Origin of the sequence: Pseudodesulfovibrio hydrargyri (assembly GCF_001874525.1) — a bacterium.
Classification (GTDB): domain Bacteria; phylum Desulfobacterota; class Desulfovibrionia; order Desulfovibrionales; family Desulfovibrionaceae; genus Pseudodesulfovibrio; species Pseudodesulfovibrio hydrargyri.
In genome coordinates, this window is sequence record NZ_LKAQ01000004.1 from 215496 (window position 1) to 241741 (window position 26246).

The window sequence follows — 26246 nt, forward strand, 5'->3', positions numbered from 1 at the left end:
AACATCATGTCCAAGAAGATTCTCATAATCGACGACGACCAGGAAATCCGTTCGTATCTGTCCGAACTGCTCGGGGACAACGGATATGAAACCGTGACCGCCAACGACGGCGCGGAGGCCGTGGAGATCGCCAAGGCCGAGAAGCCCGATCTGATCACGCTGGACCTGGAAATGCCCAATGAATGGGGTCCGAGGTTCTACCGCAAGATCAGCCAGGACGACGCCCTCAAGCGCACTCCGGTGGTGGTCATCAGCGGCCTCAACGCGATCAAATACGCTATTCCCAAGGCGATCGCAAGCCTTACCAAGCCTTTTGAGCCCGCCCAGCTGCTGAAGATCGTCAAGGACGCCATCGGCTAGCGGCCCGACGGGTTGGTGTTTTACCGGCCCGCGGATCGACGTCGATTCGCGGGCCGAATTTTCCGACTTGAACTCGCGCGCGGGTTGAGTATACGTTGCAGGCGTTGCGGGGGGTCCCCGCCACTTGAAACCAGGTTGAGCTCATGCCAAAGAAAATCATGGTGGTGGACGACGATCCGGACATCGTCGATTACCTCATCAGCGTATTCGAAGACCACGGATACGACACCTGCCGCGCTTCCGACGGGATTTCAGCCTATGAGGTGGCCATGGCCGAAAAGCCGGACCTCATCACGCTGGACATCGAAATGCCCCACGAGTGGGGACCGCGTTTCTACCGTCGGCTGACCAGTGAAAAGGAGTTTTCCGACATCCCGGTGATCGTCATCTCCGGGCTCTCGGGAATCCATCTGGCCATACGGCGGGCCGTGGCGACCATAAAGAAGCCCTTCGACCCGGCGGATGTGATCCAGATCGTACGAGAGGCACTGGGCGAATAACCCGGTCCGCAATCCTGGACTGAGGAGAGAACCCGCAGGGAAGCGGCCGCCCGGGGCGGCCGGCGGCACGACTCTCCCGGAGGGTGTGATGGATTTCAAACGACTGCTGCTCGTGGACGACGAGGAAGGCGTCCGCCGGTTCCTCGGCCTCTCGCTGATGGACCTGGGCTACGAAGTGGAAACCGCCGCCAACGGCAAGGAGGCCCTAGAGGTCTTCGACGCCTTCAAGCCCGGAATCGTCTTCACCGACATCAAGATGCCCGTCATGGACGGCATCGACCTGCTCAAGGCCATCAAGGAGCGTTCCCCGGACACCGAAGTGGTCATGATCACCGGCCACGGGGACATGGACCTGGCCATCGAATCCCTCAAGTTCGACGCCTCGGACTTCATCACCAAACCGATCAACAACGACGTGCTCGAGGTCTCCCTGGAGCGCGCCCGCGAGCGCTACAGCATGAAGCTGCAGCTGCGCGAATACACCGAGAACCTGGAAAAGCTGGTCGAGGAAAAGACCGACCGCATCGTGGAGCTGGAGCGCCAGAACGCCGCCTGCCAGGTGGTCCAGGGGCTGTCCTCGGCCCTGTCCGACGCGGCCCAGGAGGCGGATACCGGCTACGGCGTGTTCAACGAACTGCCCTGCCTGGTGTCCATCCACAACCGCTACCTCGAGATCGTGGCCCACAACCGCCTGTTCGAGGAGCGCCTGGGCAACCAGGTGGGCAACAACAGCTTCGACATCTACTCCGACCGCACCTCGCCGGGCAACGCCTGCCCGGTGCAGCGCACCTTCGAGACCGGCAAGGGCCAGCGCAGCAAGGAGAATTTCCTGTCCAAGGACGGCGACGAGATACCGGTCACGGTCTACACGGCGCCCCTGCCCAACAAGGACGGCGAGATCGAACTGGTCCTGGACATCTCCGTGGACATGACCGAGCTCAAGCGCCTCCAGGACGAACTGTACACCACCCAGTACAAGTACCAGCGCCTGTTCGACGAGGCCCCCTGCTACATCACCGTGCAGGACGCGGACCTGAACATCGTCGAGGCCAACCGGCTGTTCAAGCAGGACTTCGGCGAGGTCGAGGGGCACTTCTGCTTCGAGGCCTACAAGCACAGAAGCGAGCCGTGCGAGGGGTGTCTGGTGGACAAGACCCTGCTGGACGGCGAATCGCGGCAGCAGGAGACCGTGGTGACCACGCTTTCCGGCGAGCAGAAGCACATGCTCGTCCAGGCCGCGCCCCTGCACGACGCCTCGGGCCGCATCTTCCAGGCCATGGAGCTGTCCACGGACATCACCGAGATCCGCAGGCTCCAGGACCACCTGACCTCGCTGGGCATCATGCTCGGGTCCATGTCCCACGGCGTCAAGGGCATGCTGACCTCCCTGGACGGCGGGATCTACCGGTTGGAGTCGGGCCTGAAAAAGGGCGACGAGGAGCGCGTGGCCGCGGCCACCCGGACCCTCAAGGCCATGATCGGCCGGGTCAAGAAGATGGTTCTGGACATCCTCTACTACGCCAAGTCCCGCGAGCTCGAGACCGAGGCCGTGGACGCGTCCGCGTTCCTCAGGGACACGGCCGACATCGGCGCGGCCAGGGCCGCCTCGGGCAAGATCGAGTTCGTCCGCGACATCCCGGACGACCTGGGGACCATCCAGGCCGACACCGCGGCCCTGTCCGCGGCCCTGGTCAACTTCCTGGAGAACGGCGTGGACGCCTGCGAGGCACGCAAGGACGGCAGACTGGCCCTGTCCGCGAGGCGCGACGAGACCGGGCTGGTCATCACCATATCGGACAACGGCATGGGCATGGACCGCGAGACCCGGGACAAGATCTTCACCCTGTTCTTCTCGTCCAAGGGCAAGCGCGGCACCGGCATCGGCCTGTTCATCTCCAACCAGACCATCGAGCAGCACGGCGGGGCCATCCGGGTGGAGTCCGCCCCGCACGAGGGCTCGACCTTCATCATCACCCTGCCCGACCGGGCCGGGAAGCAAGAGGCCGGAGCCGGAAAATAAGGGGGCCGGAGGCCGGGAAAACCGGTTCAAAAACGGCCGCCGATTGATTGTCGCGGTATTTTTCCCTATGCTTACGGGACGCGCGCCGCGCGCCCACCACTTTCACAGCCGGGGACAAAGACGATGAAACTGACCACACGCAGCCGATACGGCACCCGATTGCTCCTGGACATCGCCCTCCATTCGGAGAACGGCAGTCCGGTCCCGAGCAAGGACACGGCCGAGCGTGAAAAGCTGTCCCTGAAGTATCTCGAAAAGCTGATCAAGATGCTCAAGCAGGCGGGCTACGTGAAGGGCAAACGCGGCCCCAACGGCGGCAACGTCCTGGTGCGCGAGCCCGAGGACATCTCCATCGGCGAGGTGGCCCGCATCCTGGACGGCGAGGAGCAGGTCCTGGGCTGCGAGGGCGACCCATCCACCTGCCCGCGCGCGGCCGTCTGCCTCAAGCGCTCCATCTGGGACGACGCCTCCCTGGCCATGTACAGGATGCTCGACTCCTACTCCCTGGCCGACCTGATGAAGGACGCGTACCTGTGTCCCGAGAATCCGCCCAAGAGCGACGACTAGCCCGGCCGGCACGGCCGCCCGAGAGGAAGGTGCCAAGGTGCTGAAGCGGTACCGCGAGAGCCTGATCGCGAAGATGATCCTGTCGGGCGGGGTGACGCTCATCCTGTGCGTCTTCCTGTGGACCGGGTTCAACGTCTATTACTTCAAGAACAACGTGGTCTCCAACGTCATGTCCGACATCGAGATGGTCTCGGACACGATCATGCTCGCCCTGCACTACGCGATGATGCTCGACAACGAAGAGGACATCAAAGAGAACATCAACAACATCGCCAAGCAGGAGGAGATCGAGAACATCCGGGTCTACAACAAGCAGGGACGCATCGTCTTCTCCAACATCCCGGCCGAGATCGGCACGGTCATCGGCCAGCAGACCCCGGCCTGCCGGGCCTGCCATCAGTACGCGCCGCCGCCCCCGGCCCTGCCCCTGTCCAAGCGGACGAGGATGATCGAGTCGGACGGCCGCCAGCTCATGGCCATCATGACCCCCATCGCCAACTCCGAGGGGTGCTCGCCCGGCCCCTGCCACGTCCACTCGGGGGACGAACAGGTCCTCGGCCTGCTGGACGTGACCGTGAACATGGACGCCAAGAACGCCCTGATCCGAATGTTCGAGCGGGCCAACATGGGCATCTCCGTGGTCGTGTTCGCGGCCACCTTCCTGGCCCTGTTCGCCTTCACCTACCGGTTCATCTTCCGGCCCATAAAACGGCTCATCACGGCCACGCGCGGCATCAGCGGCGGGACCGACTACACGGACATCGACATCGAGCAGGTGGACGAGATCGGCACCCTGGGCCAGGCCTTCAACATGATGGGCCGCCGCGTCTCGGACAAGCACCGCGAACTGCTTGAGCAACGCGAGGAATACCGCAACCTGTTCGACAACGTGCCCTGCCTGGTCTCGGTGGTGGACACCGATTACCGGGTCATCCGCCACAACTCGGCCTATGAGCGGCATTTCGGCACGCCCGGCGGCAAGCGGTGCTGGCAGGTGAACAAGGGCCGCCTGGAGAAATGCGAGGTCTGCCCCGTGGACCGGACCTTCCAGGACGGCAAGGCGCACATGTCCGAGGAGTCCGGCATGTCCAAGGACGGCCACACGATCCACTGGATCGTGTACACCTCCCCGGTGCGCGACGAGAACGGCCGGGTGGTGGCCGCCATGGAGATGATGGTAGACATCACCCACCGCCGCGAGCTGGAATCCAAGCTGGCCGCGTCCGAGCACCGCTACCACGCCATCTTCGACTCCATCCCCAACGCGGTCTTCGTCCTGGACCGCAAGACGCTGGAGATTCTGAACTGCAACGAGTCCTCCCAGGAAATGTACGGCTGGGGCCAGCTCGAGATGCGCGGCCGCAGCTTCATGGACTTCTTCCGCCACGACGAGGCCGGGGACTGGGAGGAGGCCGTTCGCTCCCAGTCCGAGATCGAGCTGTGCACCCACGTGGACAAGTCGGGTCGGCCGTTCTTCGTCTTCCTGAGCATCTCCCCGGCCCGGTTCGAGGGCCGCGACACCCTGATCGTGACCTGTACGGACGTGACCCGCAAGATCGAGATGGAGCGGCAGCTCATCCAGGCCAGCAAGATGACCACCCTGGGAGAGATGAGCACGGGCGTGGCCCACGAACTGAACCAGCCCCTGACCATCCTCCAGGCCATTTCCAACCTGCTCACCCACAGGGCCGAGAACGGCACCGAGATATCGCCGGAGATCATGCGCGAGATGGCCGAAGGCATCTCAACCCACGTTGACCGGGCGGCCAAGATCATCGAGCACATGCGCGAATTCGGGCGCAAGTCCGACCTGCGGACCATGCCGGTGCAGGTCAACGAGGTCCTGGAGCGCGGTTTCGAGTTCTTCAGCCAGCAGCTTCAGATCCACAATATCCGGGTGGACTGGGAGTTGGAGGAGGGGTTGCCCCTGATCATGGCCGACTCCAACCGGCTGGAACAGGTGGTCATCAATCTCCTGCTCAACGCCCGCGACGCCATCGAGGACCGCTGGAAGGACGAAAAAAGCAATGAGGACAAGCGGATCCTGCTTCAGTCCTTCAGCACGCCCGAGCGCGTGGTCTTCCGCATCTGCGACACGGGCGCGGGCATCCCCCCGGCCATCCGCGAGCGGCTGTTCGAGCCGTTCTTCACCACCAAGATCGTGGGCAAGGGCACCGGGCTCGGCCTGTCCATCTCCTACGGCATCGTCACCGACTACGGCGGGAAGATAAAGGCCGATTCCTGGGAACAGGGCGGTGCCTGTTTCGAGATATCCTTTCCCCGGGCCGAGTGCGAACTGTAGGCCCGCCGGAACTTGACGCCTTTCGGGCCGGGAATAGCTTCCCGGCCTTTTCTTTCGCCCGGCTCCCGGCCGTTGAGACAAAAAAAGCGGCAAATGACAGAAAATAATCCCCCGCACCTGCCGTTCTCCCCGTTTTTCTGCTAACGGAGGATAAACCCCTTCTCTCCGGACCGGGGGCAATGGTCCGCGAAGGGAGGGGAACATCCAGGAGGAGGTATGCAGCGAAAAACCAAATCGGTTCTGTTGGTCCTGTTCGGCATCCTGATCGCCTTTCCGATCTTCAGCATGACCTACTACACCATGGTCAGGACCTCGACCCCGGAGTTCTGCGGGTCGTGTCATGAGATCCGCCCGGCGGTCATGGCCTGGGAGAGCTCGACGCACCACAACAACGCGCAAGGGTTCGTGGCCGACTGCATGGACTGCCATCTGCCCGCGCCCCAGGACACCGTCGACTTCTTCTTCACCAAGACCATGCACGGGATGAAGGACGTGTTCTCCCACTTCACCGGTGGAGACGAGAGGTACGACAGGGCGGTCATGCGCGAGCGCATCTGGGCGACCATGAAGAACGACCAGTGCATGAAGTGCCACCGGAACATCCTGCACATGCCCGGCAAGAGCGGGGCCATGCTGGCCCACCGCAGGGTTCTCTACGCCGGAAACGGCCGGGAGTACCGCTGCACCGACTGCCACCGGCATCTGGTCCACAACGACAGGCAATTCTACGAGTACAAGCAGTTCAGCGCCCCGTACCGGGCCAGCGGGCTGCCCAATCTGGGTATCTAGGAGGTTGGTTTATGTATCGCAAAACGACGTTCATCCTCACCGCCGCGTTCGCGGCCATCATCCTGACCACCGTGGCGGCCGGAGCGCAGAATTACCCCAAGGTCCGCGAACTGCGCATGGACCGGGCCACCCCGCCCCAGGGCACGGCCTGCATCGAGTGCCACAAGCAGGAGACCCCGGGCATCTTCGCCGACTGGGCCATGAGCCGCCACGCCTCGGCGGGCATCACCTGCCTGGACTGCCACCAGGCCCAACCCGGCGACGGGGACATCAGCACCAGTCATGAGAAGTACTATTCCATGGGCAACCTGCCCATGGGCGAGAAGCAATACTTCGTGCCCGTGGCCTCGGCGGTCACGCCCAAGGACTGTTCGCGCTGCCACCCGGACGAGGCCATGCAGTACTCCAAGAGCAAGCACGCCAACACGCTCGAGATCATCTGGAAGATCGACCCCTGGCTCAACGGGGGCATGAACTCGGACAACGAGCGCAAGACCGGCTGCTTCTACTGCCACGGCACCGTGCTCAAGATGAAGGACGGCTCCCTCGACCCGGCCACCTGGCCCAACGTGGGCGTCGGCCGCCTGAACATGGACGGCTCGCTCGGCTCCTGCACCAGCTGCCACACCCGGCACCGCTTCGCGGTCATGGAGGCCCGCAAGCCCGAGACCTGCGGCCAGTGCCACCTCGGCCCGGACCATCCGCAGATCGAGATATTCAACGAATCCAAGCACGGCGACATCTACCAGGCGTTCAAGCAGGAGTACAACTTCGACTCCGCGCCCGGCGCCTGGACCCCGGGGGTGGACTACCGCGCCCCGACCTGCGCCTCCTGCCACATGTCCGGCTCGGGCGACGTGGCCACCACCCACGACGTGACCGAGCGCCTCTCCTGGGAGACCCAGGCCCCGCTGACCGTCCGCCCGTCCGAATTCAAGGCCCTGCCCGCGGCCACGGACTGGAAGGTGGAGCGCGACAAGATGAAGAACATTTGCAGCCAGTGCCACGGCCAGGCCTGGATCGACGACTTCTATACCCAGCTCGACACTTCGGTGCAGGAGTACAACGAGGTCTACTTCAAGCCCGCCAAGAAGACCCTGGACGAGCTCTATGAAAAGGGGCTGCTCGACAAGACCAAGTTCTTCGACGAGCACCTCGAGGTGCAGTTCTATGAACTGTGGCACCACGAGGGCCGCCGGGCCCGCATGGGCACGGCCATGATGGCCCCGGACTACGCCTGGTGGCACGGCTTCTACGAGTGCAAGCACCGCTACAACCAGTACATGGAGGAGGCCCGCCACCTCATCGAGACCAACACCAAGGCCTACCGCTATCCCGACTTCCCCAACGCCACCGGCGACACCACCCGCCCGCAGCAGCTGTTCGGCAAGCAGTAGGGGCATATCCGGCAAACCGATACGGGGGGCGTTCGCGCCCCCCTTTTCATTGCCGACCCGGCCGGCCGGAAGCCTTGCCGTCCCGCATTGACCTTCCGCAGAAAAAACGCGATATTAGAAATTGGAATGGGGTTCCCCGAACGGCCTGGCCGTCGGGGCGGGCGGCCACCGCACGGGAGACATATGATGACGGAAACGTCCCTGCGCAAGCAGCTTGAACAGGCGCGCGAGCGCATAGAGGAACTCGAAGAGGAACTTGCCAAAGCCGCCAAGGCGACCTGCGAGGACCGCTACCGCATGGTCTTCGAGAACGCCCCCGGCGGCATGGCCATCATTACCGAGCAGGGGAATATCCTCCTGTCCAATGCCGAGGCCAAGAAATTTCTCGGCCTGTCCGGCGCCGACGGCGAACGCAACGCCGAGGATTTCTACGTCAATCGGGAAGACCGCAACCGGCTCCTGGCCCTGATCCGCAAAAAGCGGCACATCCGCAACTACCCGGTGCTCATGCACCGCCTCGACGGGGCCTCCATGTGGGCCAGCCTGAGCGCCCGGGCCATCGACTACGGCGGGGAACCGGCCAACCTGGTCTCGTTCACGGACATCACCGAGCACCGCCGGGCCCTGCGGCGGCTGGAGCTGGACGAACTGCGCTTCGAGCGGCTCTACGCCCTGTCCGAGATGACCCAGCATACCGAGAAGGAAATCCTCGACTTCGCCCTGGAGGCCATCACCGAGGTGACCGGCAGCGAGATCGGGTACATCTACCGGGTCAGCGAGGACCAGACCCAACTGACCCTGCACGCCTGGTCCGAGAGCGTCATGGAGCGGTGCTCCATCAAGGACGTCCCGGAGGTCTACAGCATCTGCGAAACCGGGCTGTGGGGCGAACCCCTGCGCCAGGGCAGGCCGGTCATCACCAACGACTACCCGAACCTGAAGAAAAAGAAGGGCTACCCCGACGGCCACATCCCGGTGCGCAACCACCTGGGGGTGCCGGTCTTCGAGGAGAACCGCGTGGTCTTCCTGGCCGGGGTGGGCAACAAGCCCGGCGACTACACCGAGGACGACATCCGCCACATGGAATTGATCATGAACGGCACCTGGCGCATCATCCAGCGGCGGCGGTCCAGGGCGGAGCTCGCCGCGGCCCATGCCGAGCTGGAGGAAAAGGTCAGGCGGCGCACGGACCGGCTGCAGCAGGTCAACCGCGAGCTGGCCGGCCTCAACCTGACGCTGATGAGCAAGGACCAGGAGCGCGAGCAGGCCCGCATGGAGCTGTTGCGCTACCAGCGGATCATCGAAACCAACCCGGACCTCATCTCCCTGATCGACAGCGACTACCGCTACGTCATCGTCAACGAGTCCTACACCCATATCTTCGGGCTCAAGCGGGAGTCCATCGTGGGCCAGCCCGTGGGCATCCTGTTCGGCTCCCGGTACTTCGAGGAGCGCTTCAAGCCCGCCATCGACCGGGCCCTCAAGGGCGAAACCCTGACCGAGGCCGCCTGGCTGCCCCTGCCCGACGCGGGCGAGCGCTACATGTCCATCACCTACCAGCCGGTCCGGGTCCAGGGCGACGACGCCGAATACGTCTCCTTCGAGGCCCGGGACATGACCGACCTCAAGCGCAGCGAGGAGGACCTCAAGGCCATCGCCGAGCGCCTCGACCTGGCCACGGACGCCGCCCATCTCGGCATCTGGGAGTGGGACCTGCGCACCGACGACCTGCTCTGGGACCGCAAGATGTTCGACCTCTACCAGGCCGAGCCTCTCCCCCCCAAGGAGCTGTTCGACTTCTGGCGCGGCTGCATCCACCCGGACGACCTGGCCGCCACCGAGCAGCAGCTGGCCCGGTCCATCGAGACCAAGGAGCCGCTCTACCTGGAGTTCCGCATCGTCCGGGCCGACAAGGCCGTCCGGCACATCCGCATCGAAGGGCTGGTCCAGGTGGACGACAAGGGCATGCCCATCCGGCTCATCGGCATCAGCATGGACGTCACCGAGCAGCGCCAGATGGAGGACGAGCTGCGCACCCTGGCCTCCACCGACCCCCTGACCGGGGCCAGCAACCGCCGCCAGTTCATGTCGCGCCTGGGCGAGGAGTTCGAGCGCTGCAAGCGGTACAACACCTCGCTGGTCCTCCTGTCCCTGGACATCGACCATTTCAAGCGCATCAACGACACCTACGGCCACCCGGCCGGGGACGACGTGCTCAAGGAACTGGTCGCCCTGTGCCGGTCCACCCTGCGCACCACCGACCTCTTCGGCCGCGTGGGCGGCGAGGAGTTCCAGGCCGCCCTGACCCAGACCCGCATCGGCGCGGGCGAGAACACCGCGGAAAGGCTGCGCCGCCGGGTGGAGCAGTGCGAGGTCAGGACCCACGACCAGATCATCACCTTCACCATCAGCATCGGGGTGACCGCCCTGACCCCGGACGACGAGTCCATCGAGGGGCTGCTCAAGCGGGCCGACGACGCCCTGTACCAGGCCAAGCGCAGCGGCAGGAACCGGGTCATCGTCCTCTGACCCCTTGACTCGCCGCGTCCGTCTCCCTACCCTCTCCGATAATGAATACTGCGACCACTGCGAGGTTCCCCCCATGTCCCTTTTCAAGAAAGACAAGCAAGAAGACTGGTTCCTTCCCGAAGACGTCCGCAAGCAACTGACCGAGACCTTCCAGGCCCTGAAGGAGCCCGTGCACCTCGAACTCTTCGCCCAGCCCGGCGTCAACGACGAATTCTCCGACTACACCGCCAAGTTCGGCGCCGATCTGGCCCGGCTGACCGACAAGATCACCTTCAAACGGTTCGACATCCCGTCCGACAGGGCCGCGGAACTGGGTGTGACCGCCTCGCCCACCCTGTGCCTCAACCCGGACGACTTTCATATCCGCTTCCTGGGCGCGCCGCTGGGCGAGGAGGGCAAGTCCTTCATCACCTCCATCATGCTTGTCTCCCTGCGCATGAACGGGCTGTCCGAGGCTTCCCTCTCCCTGCTCGACCCCCTGGACGAGGAGCGCCTGGTCCAGGTCTTCGTCTCGCCGTCGTGCCCCTACTGTCCCGGCCAGGTCATGCACGCCGTGAAGACCGCCATCGCCCGGCCAGGCCAGGTCAAGGCCGAGTGCGTGGAGATGAACGAGAACCGGGAACTGACCGAAAAGCACAACATCGGCTCCGTGCCGCACACCATCTTCGACAGCGGCGCGCACGACGCCCTGGGGCTCATGCCCGAGGAACGCTTCGTGGTCGAGATGGTCTACCTCAAGTCCGCCGAGGAACTCCTGGACGAGGGCAAACTGCCCGGCGTGGAGGGATTGCAGACCGCCACCGGCTACGGGACCATCGAGCCCGGGGCCGTGGACCTGGTCATCATTGGCGCGGGCCCGGCCGGGCTGACCGCGGGCATCTACGCCGTGCGCGCCGGGCTCAAGGCCGTGGTCCTGGAAAAGTCCATCGTCGGCGGCCAGGTCTCCCTGACCCCGGTGGTCGAGAACTACCCGGGCTTCACCAACGTGCCCGGCAAGCAGCTCATGGACATCATGAGCGAGCACGCCCGCCAGTACGTGCCCGTGCACGAGGGCGAGGGCGTGGAGTCCATCACCGTGGGCGACCCGGCCAGGGACGAGCCCATCGTGATCACCACGGCCCGGGGCGAATATCCGGCCAAGGCGGTCATCCTGGCCACGGGCGCGAGCTACCGCAAGCTCGGCATCCCCGGCGAGGAGACCTATTTCGGGCGCGGGGTCAACTATTGCGCGTCCTGCGACGGCTACCTGTACAAGGGCAAGTCCGTGGCCATCATCGGCGGCGGCAACACCGCCCTGACCGACGCCCTGCACCTCAAGAACCTCGGCGTGAACGTGACCATCGTCCACCGCCGCGACGAGTTCCGCGCCCAGAAATCCCTGGCCGACTCCGTGGAGCGCGAAGGCATCCCGGTGCTCTGGAACACCGTGGTCGAATCCATAGAGGGCGACGGCAGGAAGGCCACCTCGCTCAAGCTGCGCAACGTCAAGGACGACGCGCAGACCGAACTGCCCCTGGACGGCGTGTTCATGGCCATCGGCCAGAAGGCCGCCACCGAACTGGCCAAGTCCATGGGCGTGAAGCTGAACGCGGACGGCTACGTCGAGGCCGGCCCGGACATGCGCACCAGCGTGCCGCGCGTCTACGTGGCCGGCGACCTGACCGGCGGCCTGCAACAGATCGTCACCGCCATCGGCGAAGGCTCGGTGGCCGCCATGTCCGCCTTCGAAGACATCTCCCACCCCTACTGGAAAGAATAGAGTTGCCTCCGGCGGCCGGGGGAAGGGGAAGGAAAAACCTTTCGAGAAAGGTTCTTTCCTTCCCCTTCCCCGGACCCCCATCCCCATCCTTTTCCAAAGCTTTTTGGCGCCGCTTCGCGGGAGTACCCGTGTTATTTGCCTGCCTGACGACGATGTCGGGTTCAGCCGTTTTTTAGGCAAAACGGCTTGACTCCACAGGGGCGCGCTGCTACCCCTGAACTCTCCGATGTGACCATCGGTCACTTTTTGACCGGAAGTCGCAAAACGACCGGCGGTCGCAATAAAAATCTTGCGATTCCGGGGAACGAGGACAGGGTATGGCGACCAGACAGCAGGAAAAATCCCGGCAGACCATGCGGGAACTCATGGATTCGGCCATCGAGTTGTTCGGCACCCAGGGGTTCGCCTCCACTTCCGTGGCCGAGATCACCGACCACGCGGGCTACGCCAAGGGAAGCTTCTACCGCCACTGGAACTCCAAGGACGAGCTCTTCCTCCAGATCGTGGAGCGGAAGTTCAAGGAGTACCGGGCCACCCGGCACGACCGGGTGCAGCGGGCCGCCGACCTGCGCGAGGCCATGGGCATCATCTGGGATTTCCTGGAAACCATCGTGGCGGACCGCAACTGGTCGGCCATCTTCCTGGAGTTCACCATCCACGCGGCCACCAACGAGTCCCTGCGCCGCCTCCTGAACCAGTCCGACTACCGGCTCTCGGACCGGGTCTTCGCCGACCTGGTGCGCGACCACGTGACCGGGGACTTTCCCCCCGAGAAGATCGGGGCCCTGAACACCGCCCTGTTCGAAGGCTTTCTCATTCACCGCGCGCTGGGCACCGAGACCCTTTCCCTCACGGAAGTGCGCGAGGCGGCCATCGACCTGGCCGTGAGGAACGGAACCAGGCGGGACTGATCCCGCTGCGACCATATCACTTCATTACAAGCGAGATGCATCATGCGTAAGATCCTGCTGACCCTGACGGCCCTGGCCCTGATCGGTGCCGGACTGGCCTCCCCGGCCCGCGCCGAGTCCGTGCGCCTGACCTATTCCAGCTTCTTCCCGCCCACGCACATCCAGTCCAAACTGGCCGAGCAGTGGTGCAACGAGGTGGAGATGCGCACGAACAAGGCGGTCATCATCGACTTCTACCCCGGCGGCACCCTGAGCCCCGCCAAGCAGTGCTACGACGGCGTGGTCGAGGGCATCTCCGACATCGGGCAAAGCGCCCTGGCCTACTCGCGCGGCCGCTTCCCGGTCATGGCCGCCGTGGACCTGCCCATGGGCTACCAGAGCGGGGTCCAGGCCACGGCCGTGGCCAACGCGGTCTACGACAAATTCTCGCCCGCCGAATTCGACGACGTGGTGCCCATGTACTTCCACGCCCACGGCCCGGGCCTGCTCTTCACCGTGGAGAAGCCGGTCAAGACCCTGGCCGACCTCAAGGGCCTCAAGATCCGCTCCACCGGCAACTCGGCCAAGCTCATCGAGGCGCTGGGCGGCACCCCGGTGGCCCAGCCCATGCCCGCCTCCTACCAGTCCCTGCAAAAGGGCGTGGTCGACGGCTCGGTCCATCCCATGGAGTCCAACAAGGGATGGAAACTCGGCGAAGTGGTCAAGCACTGCACCCAGTCCCAGTGCGTGGGCTACACCACCACCTTCTTCATCGTCATGAACAAGCGCAAATGGAACGAGATTTCGCCCGAGAACCAAAAGATCATCGAGCAGATCAACCGGGAATGGTCGGTCAAGCACGGCCAGGCCTGGGACGCCTCGGACGCCGAGGGCAAGCAGTTCCTGGCCTCCAAGGGCGGCGACTTCACCGAACTCGATCCCGCCGAGGCGCAACGTTGGGTGCAGGCCGCCCGGCCGGTGCTCGACGGCTACGCCGACGGCGAGGGCAAGGCCGTGGACGGCAAGGCCGTGGTCGAATTCATCCAGGCCGAGATGGTCAAAACCCCGTAAGCCGAGTCAACGAAGCGGCTTCTCTGCGGACATGCGCCCCGGTTCCAAGCGGCAATACGGAACCGGGGCCGCACTGCGGAGAAGAGCGTTCGCGGGCAGGGCCCGGGCATTGCATGGGCAGGGGGGAGACTGCGGACTCCTCCCCGACCCCATGCGGCCATCCCGGGATTCACCCGGTCCGCCCTGAAACAACCGATTACAAGACAGGGCGGGACCGGTTCCCGCCCCGCTCATGGTGCAAAGGATTGAAAATGGAAGAAGCCAAGCGGCCGCTCCACATCACGGAAAAGATCATGCGCGTCATCGCGGCCGCCTGCCTGGTGGGCATGGCGGCCATGACCGGCGCGGACGTGTTCCTGCGCGGGGCGTTCAACACCCCCATCTTCGGCTGCGAGGAGATCGTGGCCATCCTCGGCGTGGTCGCCGTGGGCTTCGCCCTGCCATACGCCCACTACCAGAAGAGCCACATCGGCGTGGAAATCCTGGTCCGCCGCCTGCCCAAGCGGGTCCGCGACGGGGTGGGCCTGGCCACCAACCTGGCCACCCTGGCCCTGGTCTCGATCATCACCTGGCGCATGTTCCTCTACGCCGGAACCCTGGCCGAATCCGGCGAGGTCTCCATGAACCTGGAGCTGCCCGAGTACTACGTGGTCTACGTCCTGTCCTTCGGCTTCTTCGTCTACGCCCTCTGCCTGCTGGCGGACGTGGTCAAATTCTTCACAAAGCGGGGGGCCTAGCCATGGATCCGACCACCGCCGGAATCATCGGCATCTGCATCATGGTCTTCCTGTTCATGACCAGGATGCCCGTGGCCTTCGTCATGATGCTCGTGGGATTCGTCGGCTTCTCGCTGCTGACCTCCTGGCGGGGCGGGCTCAACCTGATGAGCCGCAACATCTACGACGCCTTCGCCTCCTACGAACTGTCGACCATCCCGCTGTTCATCCTCATGGGCCAGATCGCCTTCAACTGCGGCATCTCCCGGCGGCTCTACCAGACCGCCTACCGCTTCCTGGGCAACACGCGGGGCGGGCTGGCCATGGCCACGGTCTCGGCCTGCACCGCCTTCGGCGCGGTCTGCGGATCCAGCCCGGCCACGGCCGCGACCATGTCCACGGTGGGCATCCCGGAGATGAAGCGCTACGGCTACGCCAACTCCCTGGCCGCCGCCTCGGTGGCCTCGGGCGGAGGGCTGGGCATGATCATGCCGCCCTCGGTAGTCCTGATCATCTACGGCGTGCTCACCGAGCAGTCCATCGGCGCGCTCTTCGTATCCGGCATCCTCCCGGCCGTCCTGCTGACCTGCCTGTTCATCGCCGGCATCCACATCCAGTGCAGGATCAACCCGGCGCTGGGCCCCAAGGGCGACACCTTCACCTGGACGGAGAAGCTCAAATCCCTGGCCAACCTCGTCGACACCCTGCTCATCTTCGCCCTGGTCATCGGCGGCCTGTTCCGGGGGTGGTTCACCCCCACCGAGGCGGCCTCCATCGGAGTCATCGGCGTGATCGCCCTGGCCCTGGTCAAGCGCCAACTCACCTGGCAGGCCTTCGTCAACTCGCTGTACGAGACCCTGCGCACCTCCTGCATGGTATTGGTGCTCATCGCGGGCGCGGTGGTCTTCGGCAAGTTCCTGGCCGTGACCCGCATCCCCTTCGACATCGCCAACTGGGTGTCCGCCTTCGACATGCCGCCCTTCGCCATCATGGGCACGATCATCCTGATCTACTTCATCGGCGGCTGCTTCATGGACTCGCTGGCGTTGATCATGCTGACCATCCCGGTCTTCTACCCGGTGGTCACGGGCATGGGCTTCGACCCCATCTGGTTCGGCATCATCATCGTCCTGGTCACCGAGATGGGGGTCATCACCCCGCCGGTGGGCATCAATGTCTATGTGGTCTACGGCATGTGCCGCAAAATCGCCCCGGACGTGACCCTGGAGGACGTGTTCAAGGGCATCCTGCCGTTCATGCTCGCCATCGTCATCGGCATCGCCCTGCTCTTCCTCTTCCCGCAGATCATCCTGTTCCTGCCCGGGCTGATGTACTGACGGGCCCGGACCAACACGCGAAAAAAGCCCCGGATATGGCCCGGGGCTTTTTTCGCGCGGCAGGGTTCGGGTCAGTAGCGTTCAAGCTCGTCGTCCCCGCCGCCGCTCTCGGGCAGCGCCGCGGGCCTGGTGCACATAATCGCGTCCCCGCCCTGCCCGCAGTTGAAGTAGGCCATCATCCGCTGCAGGTTCTCGCCCTGTCCGGCCAGCGCCCCCGAGGTGGCGGCCAGTTCCTCGGCGGCCGAGGCGTTGCCCTGGGTGGCGCCCGACACCTGGTTCACGGCCGTGCCGATCTGCTTGATGACCAGGTCCTGTTCCTCGCAGGCGGAACTGATCTCGGACATCAACTCCGAAGTCTTCTCGATCTCCGGCACCAGTTCCTCGAGCATGTGCACGGCCTCGTCCGAGGACGTCACCGTGGACTCGGAGAGATGGCTGATCTCGCCCGCGGCCCGGCCGCTGCGCTCGGCCAGCTTGCGGACCTCGGCCGCGACCACGGCGAACCCCTTGCCGTGTTCCCCGGCCCGGGCCGCCTCGATGGCCGCGTTGAGCGCCAGCAGGTTGGTCTGGCGGGCGATCTCCTCGATGATCGAAATCCGCTCGGCGATTTCCTTCATGGCCCCCACGGCCTGGGCAACGGTCTCACCACTCCGGGAAGCCTTGCCGGCCACCTTGGACGCGATCTCGGCGGTCTCCCGGCTGTGACCCGCGTTGCGGGCGATGGAACCGGTTATCTCGGAGATGGACGCGGACAGTTCCTCCACGCCGGCCGCCTGCTCGGTGGCCCCCTGGGACAGGCTCTCGGCCGTGGCCGAGAGCTCCTCGCTGCCCGAGGCCACGTTCTGCACGGCCCCGTTGACCCCGAAGACCACGCCGCGCACCCGGACGATCATCTCTCCCATGGACTCGAGCATGCGTCCGATCTCGTCCCTGCCCGGCACCCGCACGTCCCGGCTCAGGTCGCCTCCGGCCATGGCCGTGGCCACCTCGAGGGCCTGTTTCACCGGCCGGGTGATCATCCGCGCCATCAGCCAGCCCACGAGCAGGGCCAGGAACATGGACAGGCCGACGCCGAGAATGACGACCATCTCCGAATGGAGCGAGTCGGCCTTCATGTCCGTGTCGGCGTCGTGCCCGATGGTCACCAACATGGCCATCAGCGCATTGCCGACCTCATCGACCCGGGTGTCCGCGAGATCGATCTCGCGCCCGAGCTTCCCGTACTCGGACTGGGCCGCCATCACCCGGCCGACCGCGCCGCGAAAGACCTCCTCGTGAATCCGGCTCAGTTTCCCGATCCGCTCGACCTGCTCCGGCTCGTTCATGCCGGCCACGATCTGGCCGTTCACGCTGCCGCCCTTGAGCAGGATTCCGACCAGCCGGTCGAAGTCCTGGATGGTTGCCTCGTACTCCTTGGCCAGGGCCGCTTCCCGTTCCGCCGACCCGGGCTGGATGTACTCCTCGACGACGATGCGGGACGCGCTGATGTTGTTCCTTATCTCAAAGCCCATTTCGGCCCAGGAAATCTCCCGCGACAGGACGTCGAAGGCGTCGGCCCCGGCGTTGAGCCGCCTGTCGATGAGCAGGTCCACGGATTTTTCAAACTCCTCCAGGGCCGAGGCCACGGACTCGTGGGCCCCGACCATGGCCTCCATGGCCGCCGCGCGCCGCTGAAGGACGCCGAAGACGGCCTGCCTGAGCTCGAAGACATGACGGATGGCGGGCAGGAACTCGTCCTTGTGCCGGGTCCGGACCCGCGCGGTCAGGTCACGGATGGCGGGGTTTCTCGCGGCCCTGATCTCGGCCCTCTGATCGGATACGCCCTGCTGGACGCCTGCGGCATAGAAGTCGAAATCGGCGGCGACCTGATCGTGCTCGGCCCAGTTTTCTTCCAGGACCTTCGTGTCGGACGCGTCCAGAAACTCCATGACCATCTGCATGTCCGAACGCACGGCGTACTTCATCTCAAGGGCGGCATCCACGATGTGGCCCGATGCGACCATATCGTCCTGGGCCACCTTGACGTAGGCCCCGGTGGCCAGAAAAATCACTACGATGATGGAGAATCCGCCAATTATTTTCGTCCCGATGGGAATATCAGCCAATCTCATTAGACCCTCCGAGCGGATTAGATCGGTCCACAGGAAGGAAGAGTCCTCCCATCTATAAAGGATAGGAGAATGCGGCGGCCGTTTGTATTATAAAGTCGGCGGAAGCGGTCGGTCCGGCGGTCAGCGCGCGCGGATGCGCGCCGCGTTGAGCCGCCCGTCCATGTACTGGGCCAGGGCTGCCACGGCCTGGTCCGATGTGCGGAAGGTGCACAGCCCGGCCTCCTTGAGACGGTCCACCAGGGGGTCGTACTGGCGGCCGCCGTCGACCACGCCGATGACCGGGGTGTCGAGCAGGGGCAGCAGGTCGGCCAGAAGCGCGGCGATGGACCGCTCGTTGTCCATGGTCAGGGGCGCGTCCGGGTCGGCCAGGGTGCGCATGACCGGGGACAGGGGGTCGAGGCCGACCACCACCGCGTCCACGCCCGGGTCCGTGGCCAGGATGCGCACGGCCTCGGCATGGACGTGGTCGTCGGCCGCCGGGGTGATGTCCAGGGGGTTGGTCACCGTGACCAGCCCGGCCAGCCGATTGGCCCCCACCAGGGCCTTGAGCGACCGGCGGGTCCTGTCCGCCAGCGGGGCCAGGGCCATGGAGTAGTCGTCGGTCTGGATGGAGTCGGCCATGCCCACGGCCTCGAAGCCCGCGCCGGACACGGCGGCCAGCCGGTTGCCGCCGATGGTCTTGCCGTTGAGGCGCTCGGCCAGCATGAACAGGTTCTCGAACTGGGTGAAGGAATGGGCCACGATGGCCCCGGCCTGGCGCACGCAGGCCTCGCAGACAGCGTAGTCCCCGGCCAGGGAGGCGGTGTGGCCGCTGGTGGCGGACTTGCCCTCCGGGGTCCTCCCCGCCTTGTAGAAGACCACGTCCTTGCCAGCGCGCACGGCCCTTTGCACGGCCCGGCAGAAATTGAGCCCGTCCATGTCGTTGAACCCTTCGGCGTACACGGCGATGACGTCCACGTCGTCGGCCTCGGCAAAGTGCGAGACCATGTCGCCCAGCGTCAGGTCGGTCTGGTTGCCCATGGAGACCATGTAGGCCGGGTTCAGGATGGGACACTGGGAGAGCCGGGTGAGCATGAACGCGCCCGACTGGGAGATGAAGGCCGCCCGGTGATGGCCGCCCGGGGCCAGGGGGGGCAGCTTCTCCTCCGGGATGAACCAGGTGTCGTAGTTGCCGGGCCGGGAGACCACGCCCATGCAGTTGCCGCCCAGGAAGACCGGGCCCGCGCCGCGCGCGTGCGCCTCATCGATGCGGGCGATGACCCCGGCCGCGCGCTCGCGGCTCTCCTCGGTCTCGCCCATGCCGCCCGGGATGAGCATGACCGACTCGGCGCAGTCCAGGGCCACCAGCTCGTCCACCAGGGCCGGGACCTGCTCCGCTCCCACGGCGACCACGAACAGGTCGAGCCGCCGGTCCAGGGATTTCAGGTCCGGCACGCAGGCCACCCCGTCGATCTCGGTCTCGCCCGGCTTGAGCAGGCGCACGTCCTCGGCCGGGAAGCCCGCCTCGAGCACGTTCTTGAGGATGATCCGCCCGAAATTCATGCGCGAGGCCGAGACCCCGACGATGCCGATGGACGAGGGCCGGATCAGCTTGGCGATGCGCTCCACGGGCCGGGCCGCGCGAACCGTGGTCGGGCTCGAGAAGCGGCACAGCCCGTCCAGAGGGACCATCAGGTAGTCGGCGTAGGCGAACGGGTTGATCTCCAGCTCCTCGATGTGGAAGGGCGCGTCCGGGTTGTCCGGGGAGTAGTGGTTGGCCATGTCGATGAACGAGGAAAAACACTCGATGAGCTGCTCGTCGGTGACGATGCGCCTCTGCCCCCGGGTCAGCCCCGCCAGCTTGCGGTAGGAGATGGTCTTGCGGAAGAGCTCGAAGAAGCGCGCCCCGTCGGTCAGGGCCGTGGAGGCGATGGTCAGAGCCTGTCCCTTGCGGAAGCGTTGGGCGTACAGCTCGGTGTCCGTGCCGCCCAGCCCGGCGGTGACGACCATGCCGAACTCGCGGGTCTTGCGGATGCCGACCAAAAGCTCGTTGCCGAACGCCATGGAGTCCGGCTCCATGAACTGGACCATGAGCACCCCGCGCAGATCGCGGGACACGGCCGAGGCCAGGGGCTCGCCCCTCAATCCGCGATACGGGCCGGGCGCGGAGCCGGGATCGCGCTCCAGGGCGGCCCCGTAGTTCTCCGGGACCTCGTAGAGCATGCGCCGCACGGCGGAGCGGATGGCGTCCGGGCGATTCTCGACCACGCGCACCCCGCCCGCCTCGGTCTTGTGCACGATGGACGGCGAGACAATCTTGAGGACCACCCTGTCGCCGGGCAGGACCGAAAGCTGCTCGTCCGTGAACCGGCCCGAGCGCGGCAGGAGCACGCACCGGGGCGGGGTCTCCGCGCCCGAGGCCTTGAGCAGGTCGTAGACCTCGTATTCGAACAGGGATTCGCGCCCCTGGTCGCGGGCCTGGCCGAACAGGGCGTCGATGGCCTGAAAATTGATCTCCACCTGGGCCGAACCAAAGGCGTACTGGGCATCCGCCATGGCGCTCTCCGTATACTCATCGGGCGCAACGCGCCCGGCTGCTGGTTATTTGACGTACTCCGCCCGGTCGTAGGCCCGGACGATCCGGTCGAAGCTGCCGCTCTCCCGGATGGCCGCCATGCCCCTGTCGAAATCGTCGCACAGGGACTTGCGGACAAAGACCACCTGGCGGTCCTGGGCCGGGAAGATCGCATGGAAGGTCACGGCCTGGTCCAGGTCCACGGCCCGGCCCGCCGGGGAGCCCTTGAGCCGGTTGCGCCAGTAGAGGAAGACGCGCCGCTCGGAAAGGACCACGTCCACCCGCCCGGAAAAGAGCATGCGCACTTGCAGGGACTGGTCGGACAGCTCGCTGTACAGGTCGTTGCCCCGGGCCATGGCCGCGAACTCGGGGCCGAGATAGCTGGCCGCGTCCTGGAACCCGAGGACCACGTATCCCGACAGGTCCGCGATGGAGCGGATGCGCAGATCTCGGTCGGCCAGGGTCACGGCGTAGTTCCGGAAGGTCAGGGTCGGCCCGGAATAAAAGACCGGACGCCCGGTGCGCTCGGCCATGTCGTAGCCCGCGCTGGTGGCCAGGCAGTCCACGTCCCCCTCGGCCAGGGCCAGGGGCAGCCGCAGGTTGGGCAGATAGACGAAACGGGCCTCCATCCCGGCCGCGCGGAAGGCGGCCCGCAGGAGGTCCACCTCGAGCCCGGCGTCCTGCTCCCTGAGGGCGTAGGGCGCGATGGCGAAGCCCACGCCGACCCGTATCTCGCGAGCCCGGGCCGCGGTCGAGAGCAGCAGGACCGCGGCCAGCGCGGCCGCGGCGAACAGGGGGCGCAGTCTCCACATCATGCCGGGACCCTACATTGACTCCACTGTCGAGTCCAGCCGGGAACCGCCGCTCACAGCCAGTCGACGGTCGGGGCCGGACGCGGAGGAACGGCCGCGTAACGCCGGGCCGGGCGGCCGAGCAAGAGCGCCCCGTGGACCGCTTCGCCGTCGGCCACGCCGAGGAGTTCCCGCACTCCGGCGGCGTGCGCGGCGGCGGCCATCAGGTAGCCGCACCAGCACGCGCCGAGCCCGGCGGCCGCCAGGGCCAGCTCCAGGTAGGCGGTGGCGATGACCCCGTCCGCCTGCGGGGTGATGCCCTGCTCGGGGCCCACGGCCACGGCCAGGGCCGGGGCGTCGCGGCAGATGATGTCCGTGCCGTTGTCCCAGACGCGGACGATGCCGGGCAGGTGCAGGGCGCGGGCCAGATCCGACTCGGCCTCGGACTCTGCGCGCATCCATCGGGCCACGGCCCCGGCCACGTCGGCCACCCTGGCGCGTCCCTCGGCCACGACCCAGCGGGTGGGCCGGGCGTTATGGCCCGACGGGCCGTATTCGGTCACGGCCAGGACCCGGCCGAGCAGGTCACGGTCCACGGACTCGTCGCGGAAGGCGCGCACGGACCGGCGCGCCTTGAGAAACTGCTCGCCCTGATCGAGGGATATGTTCAGCGAACGGTCCACCGGGACGCTTCCCGCGTCGAAGCGCGTGAGCCGGATGGCGTCCGCCGGGCAGACAGCCATGCAATGGCCGCAGTCCAGGCAGTAGTCCTGCTTCTTTTCGTGGGGTTCTGGCAGCCCGCCCTCCTCGAAGACGATGCACCCGACCGGACAGTCGGCGGCGCACAATCCGTCCCGCTTGCAGCGGGTCTCGTCGATGGTGAACAACGGCATATTCTCTCCTTTTCAAAATGGTCCGCGCAGTGTGTCCTGTTGCGCCCGTCCCGGCAAGCATTGCGTTGACCGGCAAGCGGTTTTACCGTATTTCCTGTGCCACGGGCAGGATGGGGAGTCTTGCCCGCTTTGCGACGACTCGACCGGGAAACGGTCCATTCATACAACGAGGTTTTTCATGAGCAGCAGACCCGAGGCCCCGGAAAAGGGCAAGGACTTCATCCGCCAGATCATCGACAGGGACATGGAAAGCGGCAAATACCACGGCCGCGTGCACACCCGGTTCCCGCCCGAGCCCAACGGATACCTGCACATCGGCCACGCCAAGTCCATCTGCCTGAACTTCGGGTTGGCCCGCGACTACGAAGGCAAGTGCAACCTGCGCTTCGACGACACCAACCCGGTCAAGGAGGACGTGGAATACGTGGACTCCATCCGCGAGGACGTCCACTGGCTGGGCTTCGACTGGGACAACAATTTCTACGCCTCGGACTACTTCGAGAAGCTCTATCTCATCGCCGAGCTGTTCATCAAGATGGGCAAGGCCTACGTGGACCACCAGTCCGCGGACCGAATCCGCGAGAACCGGGGCACCCTCAAGGAACCGGGCACGGATTCCCCGTTCCGGAACCGGACCGTGGAGGAGAACCTGGCCCTGTTCCGCTCCATGCGCGCGGGCGAACTCGCGGACGGCGAATGCATCCTGCGCGGCAAGATCGACATGGGTGCGCCCAACGTCATGCTCCGCGACCCGGCCCTGTACCGCATCAAGCACGCCGACCACCACCGGACCGGCTCCGCCTGGTGCATCTACCCCATGTACGACTTCACCCACGGGCTGTCCGACGCCATCGAAGGCATCACCCACTCCATCTGCACCCTGGAGTTCGAGAACAACCGCCCCCTGTACGACTGGTGCGTGGACACCCTCATGGAGGGGCTCAAGCGCCCCGAGCTGTTCGGCGAGAACGCGCCCGTATATAATGAACTGGCCGCGCTCCCCGGATTCACCGACCGCCCCCGGCAGTACGAGTTCGCCCGGCTGAACATCACCGGCACCGTGCTCTCCAAGCGCAAGCTCATCCAGCTGGTCAAGGAGGGATTCGTGAACGGCTGGGACGACCCGCGCATGCCGACCATCTCCGGGTTCCGGCGGCGCGGCTTCACGCCCGAATCCATCCGCGACTTCTGCGAGCGGATCGGCGTGGCCAAGGCGGACTCCATGGTCGAATACGCCCTGCTCGAGGCCTGCCTGCGCGAGGACCTGAACAAGCGCGCCCCGCGCTACATGGGCATCATGGACCCGGTCAAGCTGGTCATCGAGAACTATCCGGAGGACAAGGAGGACGTCTTCGAGATCGCCCTGAACCCCGAGGACGAGTCCTACGGCGCGCGCAAGGTGCCGTTTTCCCGCGAAATCTGGATCGAGCGCGACGACTTCATGGAGGAGCCGCCCAAGAAATTCTTCCGCCTGGGCCCGGACCGCGAGGTCCGGCTGCGCGGGGCGTACTACGTCAAGTGCACCGGGTACGACAAGGACGCGGACGGCAAGGTCACCGAGATCCGGGCCACCTATGACCCCGAGTCCAAGGGCGGCTGGCTGGAAGGCGGCCGCAAGGTCAAGGGCACCCTGCACTGGGTCTCGGCCAGACACGGCCTGGACGCCGAGGTGCGCAACTACGGCCCGCTGTTCACCAGGGACAACCCCAACGCCGTGGAAGAGGGCAAGACCTTCACCGACTACGTCGATCCCGACTCGCTCACGGCCCTGACCGGCTGCAAGGTGGAACCGGCCATGGCCGACATGGGCGCCGGAACCAACTTCCAGTTCGAGCGCACCGGCTACTACTGCGCGGACCTGCGCGACCACAAGCCCGGGCGGGCCCTGGTTTTCAACCGGACCGCCACCCTGCGCGACACCTGGGCCAAAATCCAGAAAAAGACCGACTAGGCGACAAAGAGAATACCCAATGAAAAGGCCGCATTATGCGGCCTTTTTTGGTGTTGCACTGGACACTTTCAAAAAAATGCTTATTTCTCGCTTGACACTGATTGCTCGATCAATCTATACCTTTTTCAACGACTGATTGCACAATCAATCGATACAAGGAAAACAGCGCATGACCAAGAAGGAAGCCATACTCATCGCCGCCCAGGAGGCCTTCGGGCAACTGGGGTTCCACGCCGCCACCGTCAAGGACGTGGCCGGGCGCGCCGACGTTTCCTTCGGCCTGGTTTCCCATTACTTCGGCAGCAAGCAGGAGCTCTTCCTGGCCGCCGGATTCGACATGGCCGACCGGCTCATCCTCTGCCTGAGCGAGGCCACGGCCAAGGCCAAGAACGGCATGGAGGCCATCCGCGCCTACATGACCGCATATTTTGACTTTACCGAAGAGCATCGGGTCGGCTTTCCCGTCCTGCTGCGCTGTTCTCCCTTCAGCCACATGGAGCCCGGTGTGGACGGCGCCAAGGTGATGGAGAAGTTCAGCATCTTCATCGACGAACTGAAACGCTGCGTCGCCCTGGGCATCGAGGACGGAACCATCCGCTCCCTGCCTCTGGAACAGACCGCGCTGATCATCTACGGCAACATCGTCGGCTCCGTCCGTACCAGCCTCCTCTCTCCCTACGAGTCGACCGGGCTGTTTGCCGAGACCATCAACCACGTGGAACGCAGCATCACCGTCGACGCGGACCAGGCCGAGACCGGCAGGGAATCGAACAGGTTGCCGTTGGCTCAGTAAAACGGATCGTCTGCAAATAATGTAACCCAAGAGGTAACTAATATGTTCATGAATCTTAGCGCCCGCAGAATACTGGCAGTATTGCTGGGCCCCCCCAGTGCCTGGCACAACTACATAGACTCCTTCAAGTCCTGGTCGGAAGACCGGGTCAAAAGACAGCACCCTTAGTCCCGAACGGATCAACACCTCCTAAAGGCGCACAGAAATGGACCGCAACCCACACCTGACAGCCTGATAGATACGTTTCGGACACCCCCGGCTCTGCCGGGTATCAGGGAGCCGCGCAAGCGGCTCCCTTTTTTTGCGCCCTGAGAAAAGTGTCGCGCGTGCGACATATGTGTTGCATAGTGTCGCCTGGTGCGACACATGCGACATGCATGCGACACCAACATGCTCAGGCTTAATTCTTTAGACTTTTTATAACTCATAGAAATAGCATATTATAATAAGAATAAAACCACTTTGGCACGCCAGTTGCTTTATTGCTCATAGCGTTTCACCAGCAACCTACAAACTCTGCGGGAGGGCACGATGTTTGAAAAGAACGTAACCAAGGTGGTTCAGGACTGCATTCTCGACAGTGGTATCCAGGCCAAGGTCGTTGCACAGAAGATCAACAAGCCGTATTCGACCCTGATGCGGGAAATCAATCCCTTTGACGCCAGCGCCAAGCTGGGCGCGGAGACCCTTCTTGAAATCATGAAGGTGACCCACGACATCCGTCCGCTCCAGTTCATGGCCTCCGAGATGGGCTTCAGCCTGGAGACCGGCAACGCCTAGCCGATCCCGGGAACCGATTTTCGGCCGGGCCTCGCGCCCGGCCTTTTTTTTGCCTTTGCAGGCATCGGGGAATCCCGCCTGACGCCTTGCCAATGTTGCCCGTTCAGCTTAGAAATACAAAGGTATCTCTTTACCG

At 64.9% G+C, this 26246-nt stretch carries 20 protein-coding genes; 16 read left to right on the forward strand and 4 right to left on the reverse strand.

The window, feature by feature from the left end; genetic code table 11:
* The first annotated feature begins 6 nt into the window (after nucleotides 1-6).
* From divK (BerOc1_RS05480) to BerOc1_RS05540, 13 genes are all read left to right on the forward strand, one after another.
* Nucleotides 7-360 carry a DVU0259 family response regulator domain-containing protein gene (divK, locus tag BerOc1_RS05480; protein ID WP_071544734.1) on the forward strand — a complete coding sequence of 118 codons (354 nt, stop codon included), beginning with the start codon at nucleotides 7-9 and terminating at the stop codon, nucleotides 358-360.
* Nucleotides 361-503: 143 nt separating this feature from the next.
* Nucleotides 504-860: a DVU0259 family response regulator domain-containing protein gene (gene divK, locus BerOc1_RS05485; protein WP_071544735.1), complete on the forward strand. Its 357-nt coding sequence runs from the start codon at nucleotides 504-506 to the stop codon at nucleotides 858-860.
* 88 nt (nucleotides 861-948) lie between these two features.
* Nucleotides 949-2880, forward strand: a complete 1932-nt coding sequence (locus BerOc1_RS05490; protein ID WP_071544736.1) for a response regulator — start codon at nucleotides 949-951, stop codon at nucleotides 2878-2880.
* Nucleotides 2881-3003: 123 nt separating this feature from the next.
* Nucleotides 3004-3447, forward strand: coding sequence for an RrF2 family transcriptional regulator (locus BerOc1_RS05495; protein WP_071544737.1), 444 nt, complete (start codon nucleotides 3004-3006; stop codon nucleotides 3445-3447).
* A 37-nt stretch (nucleotides 3448-3484) separates the two neighbouring features.
* Complete coding sequence (locus BerOc1_RS05500; protein WP_071544738.1) at nucleotides 3485-5749, forward strand: PAS domain-containing protein; 2265 nt, start codon at nucleotides 3485-3487, stop codon at nucleotides 5747-5749.
* A 216-nt stretch (nucleotides 5750-5965) separates the two neighbouring features.
* On the forward strand, nucleotides 5966-6538 hold the full coding sequence (locus tag BerOc1_RS05505; RefSeq protein WP_071544739.1) for a NapC/NirT family cytochrome c: 573 nt from the start codon (nucleotides 5966-5968) through the stop codon (nucleotides 6536-6538).
* A gap of 11 nt (nucleotides 6539-6549) precedes the next feature.
* Nucleotides 6550-7935, forward strand: a complete 1386-nt coding sequence (locus BerOc1_RS05510) for a multiheme c-type cytochrome (protein WP_071544740.1) — start codon at nucleotides 6550-6552, stop codon at nucleotides 7933-7935.
* A gap of 183 nt (nucleotides 7936-8118) precedes the next feature.
* Nucleotides 8119-10464: a diguanylate cyclase gene (locus BerOc1_RS05515; protein ID WP_071544741.1), complete on the forward strand. Its 2346-nt coding sequence runs from the start codon at nucleotides 8119-8121 to the stop codon at nucleotides 10462-10464.
* A 73-nt stretch (nucleotides 10465-10537) separates the two neighbouring features.
* Nucleotides 10538-12223, forward strand: a complete 1686-nt coding sequence (locus tag BerOc1_RS05520) for an FAD-dependent oxidoreductase (protein ID WP_071544742.1) — start codon at nucleotides 10538-10540, stop codon at nucleotides 12221-12223.
* Between the two features lie 317 nt (nucleotides 12224-12540).
* A complete protein-coding gene (locus BerOc1_RS05525; protein ID WP_071544743.1) occupies nucleotides 12541-13134 on the forward strand; it encodes a TetR/AcrR family transcriptional regulator in 594 nt (197 codons plus the stop codon).
* Nucleotides 13135-13176: 42 nt separating this feature from the next.
* Nucleotides 13177-14184: a TRAP transporter substrate-binding protein gene (locus BerOc1_RS05530; RefSeq protein WP_071544744.1), complete on the forward strand. Its 1008-nt coding sequence runs from the start codon at nucleotides 13177-13179 to the stop codon at nucleotides 14182-14184.
* Between the two features lie 251 nt (nucleotides 14185-14435).
* Entirely contained in the window at nucleotides 14436-14921 is a 486-nt protein-coding gene (locus BerOc1_RS05535; protein WP_071544745.1) for a TRAP transporter small permease, read from the forward strand.
* Nucleotides 14922-14923: 2 nt separating this feature from the next.
* Complete coding sequence (locus BerOc1_RS05540) at nucleotides 14924-16237, forward strand: TRAP transporter large permease (RefSeq protein WP_071544746.1); 1314 nt, start codon at nucleotides 14924-14926, stop codon at nucleotides 16235-16237.
* 71 nt (nucleotides 16238-16308) lie between these two features.
* Here the strand turns inward: BerOc1_RS05540 and BerOc1_RS05545 are convergent, their stop codons facing one another.
* The 4 genes from BerOc1_RS05545 to BerOc1_RS05560 all read right to left on the reverse strand — a co-directional run bounded on the left by BerOc1_RS05545 (nucleotide 16309) and on the right by BerOc1_RS05560 (nucleotide 22586).
* On the reverse strand, nucleotides 16309-18348 hold the full coding sequence (locus BerOc1_RS05545; protein ID WP_071544747.1) for a methyl-accepting chemotaxis protein: 2040 nt from the start codon (nucleotides 18346-18348) through the stop codon (nucleotides 16309-16311).
* Between the two features lie 120 nt (nucleotides 18349-18468).
* The gene (locus BerOc1_RS05550) at nucleotides 18469-20883 is read right to left on the reverse strand and encodes an acetate--CoA ligase family protein (RefSeq protein WP_071544748.1); all 2415 of its coding nucleotides are present in this window, start codon (nucleotides 20881-20883) and stop codon (nucleotides 18469-18471) included.
* Nucleotides 20884-20928: 45 nt separating this feature from the next.
* Entirely contained in the window at nucleotides 20929-21717 is a 789-nt protein-coding gene (locus BerOc1_RS05555; protein WP_071544749.1) for a substrate-binding periplasmic protein, read from the reverse strand.
* A 50-nt stretch (nucleotides 21718-21767) separates the two neighbouring features.
* Complete coding sequence (locus BerOc1_RS05560; RefSeq protein ID WP_071544750.1) at nucleotides 21768-22586, reverse strand: nitroreductase family protein; 819 nt, start codon at nucleotides 22584-22586, stop codon at nucleotides 21768-21770.
* 178 nt (nucleotides 22587-22764) lie between these two features.
* On the opposite strand from BerOc1_RS05560, the gene BerOc1_RS05565 reads away from it, so the two are divergent.
* The 3 genes from BerOc1_RS05565 (at nucleotide 22765) to BerOc1_RS05575 (ending at nucleotide 26110) form a co-directional block, all read left to right on the forward strand.
* Nucleotides 22765-24537 carry a glutamine--tRNA ligase/YqeY domain fusion protein gene (locus BerOc1_RS05565; RefSeq protein WP_071544751.1) on the forward strand — a complete coding sequence of 591 codons (1773 nt, stop codon included), beginning with the start codon at nucleotides 22765-22767 and terminating at the stop codon, nucleotides 24535-24537.
* A 169-nt stretch (nucleotides 24538-24706) separates the two neighbouring features.
* Nucleotides 24707-25330, forward strand: a complete 624-nt coding sequence (locus tag BerOc1_RS05570) for a TetR/AcrR family transcriptional regulator (protein ID WP_071544752.1) — start codon at nucleotides 24707-24709, stop codon at nucleotides 25328-25330.
* Between the two features lie 531 nt (nucleotides 25331-25861).
* Nucleotides 25862-26110 (forward strand): phage regulatory CII family protein, encoded by a 249-nt coding sequence (locus tag BerOc1_RS05575; protein WP_071544753.1) that lies wholly within the window; start codon nucleotides 25862-25864, stop codon nucleotides 26108-26110.
* Nucleotides 26111-26246 lie beyond the last annotated feature (136 nt).

Bases quoted from the DNA above. Each gene is read 5' to 3' on its own strand.
- divK (WP_071544734.1), top strand. From the start codon at position 7: ATGTCCAAGAAGATTCTCATAATCGACGACGACCAGGAAATCCGTTCG.
- divK (WP_071544735.1), top strand. From the start codon at position 504: ATGCCAAAGAAAATCATGGTGGTGGACGACGATCCGGACATCGTCGAT.
- BerOc1_RS05490 (WP_071544736.1), top strand. From the start codon at position 949: ATGGATTTCAAACGACTGCTGCTCGTGGACGACGAGGAAGGCGTCCGC.
- BerOc1_RS05495 (WP_071544737.1), top strand. From the start codon at position 3,004: ATGAAACTGACCACACGCAGCCGATACGGCACCCGATTGCTCCTGGAC.
- BerOc1_RS05505 (WP_071544739.1), top strand. From the start codon at position 5,966: ATGCAGCGAAAAACCAAATCGGTTCTGTTGGTCCTGTTCGGCATCCTG.
- BerOc1_RS05510 (WP_071544740.1), top strand. From the start codon at position 6,550: ATGTATCGCAAAACGACGTTCATCCTCACCGCCGCGTTCGCGGCCATC.
- BerOc1_RS05515 (WP_071544741.1), top strand. From the start codon at position 8,119: ATGATGACGGAAACGTCCCTGCGCAAGCAGCTTGAACAGGCGCGCGAG.
- BerOc1_RS05520 (WP_071544742.1), top strand. From the start codon at position 10,538: ATGTCCCTTTTCAAGAAAGACAAGCAAGAAGACTGGTTCCTTCCCGAA.
- BerOc1_RS05525 (WP_071544743.1), top strand. From the start codon at position 12,541: ATGGCGACCAGACAGCAGGAAAAATCCCGGCAGACCATGCGGGAACTC.
- BerOc1_RS05530 (WP_071544744.1), top strand. From the start codon at position 13,177: ATGCGTAAGATCCTGCTGACCCTGACGGCCCTGGCCCTGATCGGTGCC.
- BerOc1_RS05535 (WP_071544745.1), top strand. From the start codon at position 14,436: ATGGAAGAAGCCAAGCGGCCGCTCCACATCACGGAAAAGATCATGCGC.
- BerOc1_RS05540 (WP_071544746.1), top strand. From the start codon at position 14,924: ATGGATCCGACCACCGCCGGAATCATCGGCATCTGCATCATGGTCTTC.
- BerOc1_RS05545 (WP_071544747.1), bottom strand. From the start codon at position 18,348: ATGAGATTGGCTGATATTCCCATCGGGACGAAAATAATTGGCGGATTC.
- BerOc1_RS05550 (WP_071544748.1), bottom strand. From the start codon at position 20,883: ATGGCGGATGCCCAGTACGCCTTTGGTTCGGCCCAGGTGGAGATCAAT.
- BerOc1_RS05555 (WP_071544749.1), bottom strand. From the start codon at position 21,717: ATGATGTGGAGACTGCGCCCCCTGTTCGCCGCGGCCGCGCTGGCCGCG.
- BerOc1_RS05560 (WP_071544750.1), bottom strand. From the start codon at position 22,586: ATGCCGTTGTTCACCATCGACGAGACCCGCTGCAAGCGGGACGGATTG.
- BerOc1_RS05565 (WP_071544751.1), top strand. From the start codon at position 22,765: ATGAGCAGCAGACCCGAGGCCCCGGAAAAGGGCAAGGACTTCATCCGC.
- BerOc1_RS05570 (WP_071544752.1), top strand. From the start codon at position 24,707: ATGACCAAGAAGGAAGCCATACTCATCGCCGCCCAGGAGGCCTTCGGG.
- BerOc1_RS05575 (WP_071544753.1), top strand. From the start codon at position 25,862: ATGTTTGAAAAGAACGTAACCAAGGTGGTTCAGGACTGCATTCTCGAC.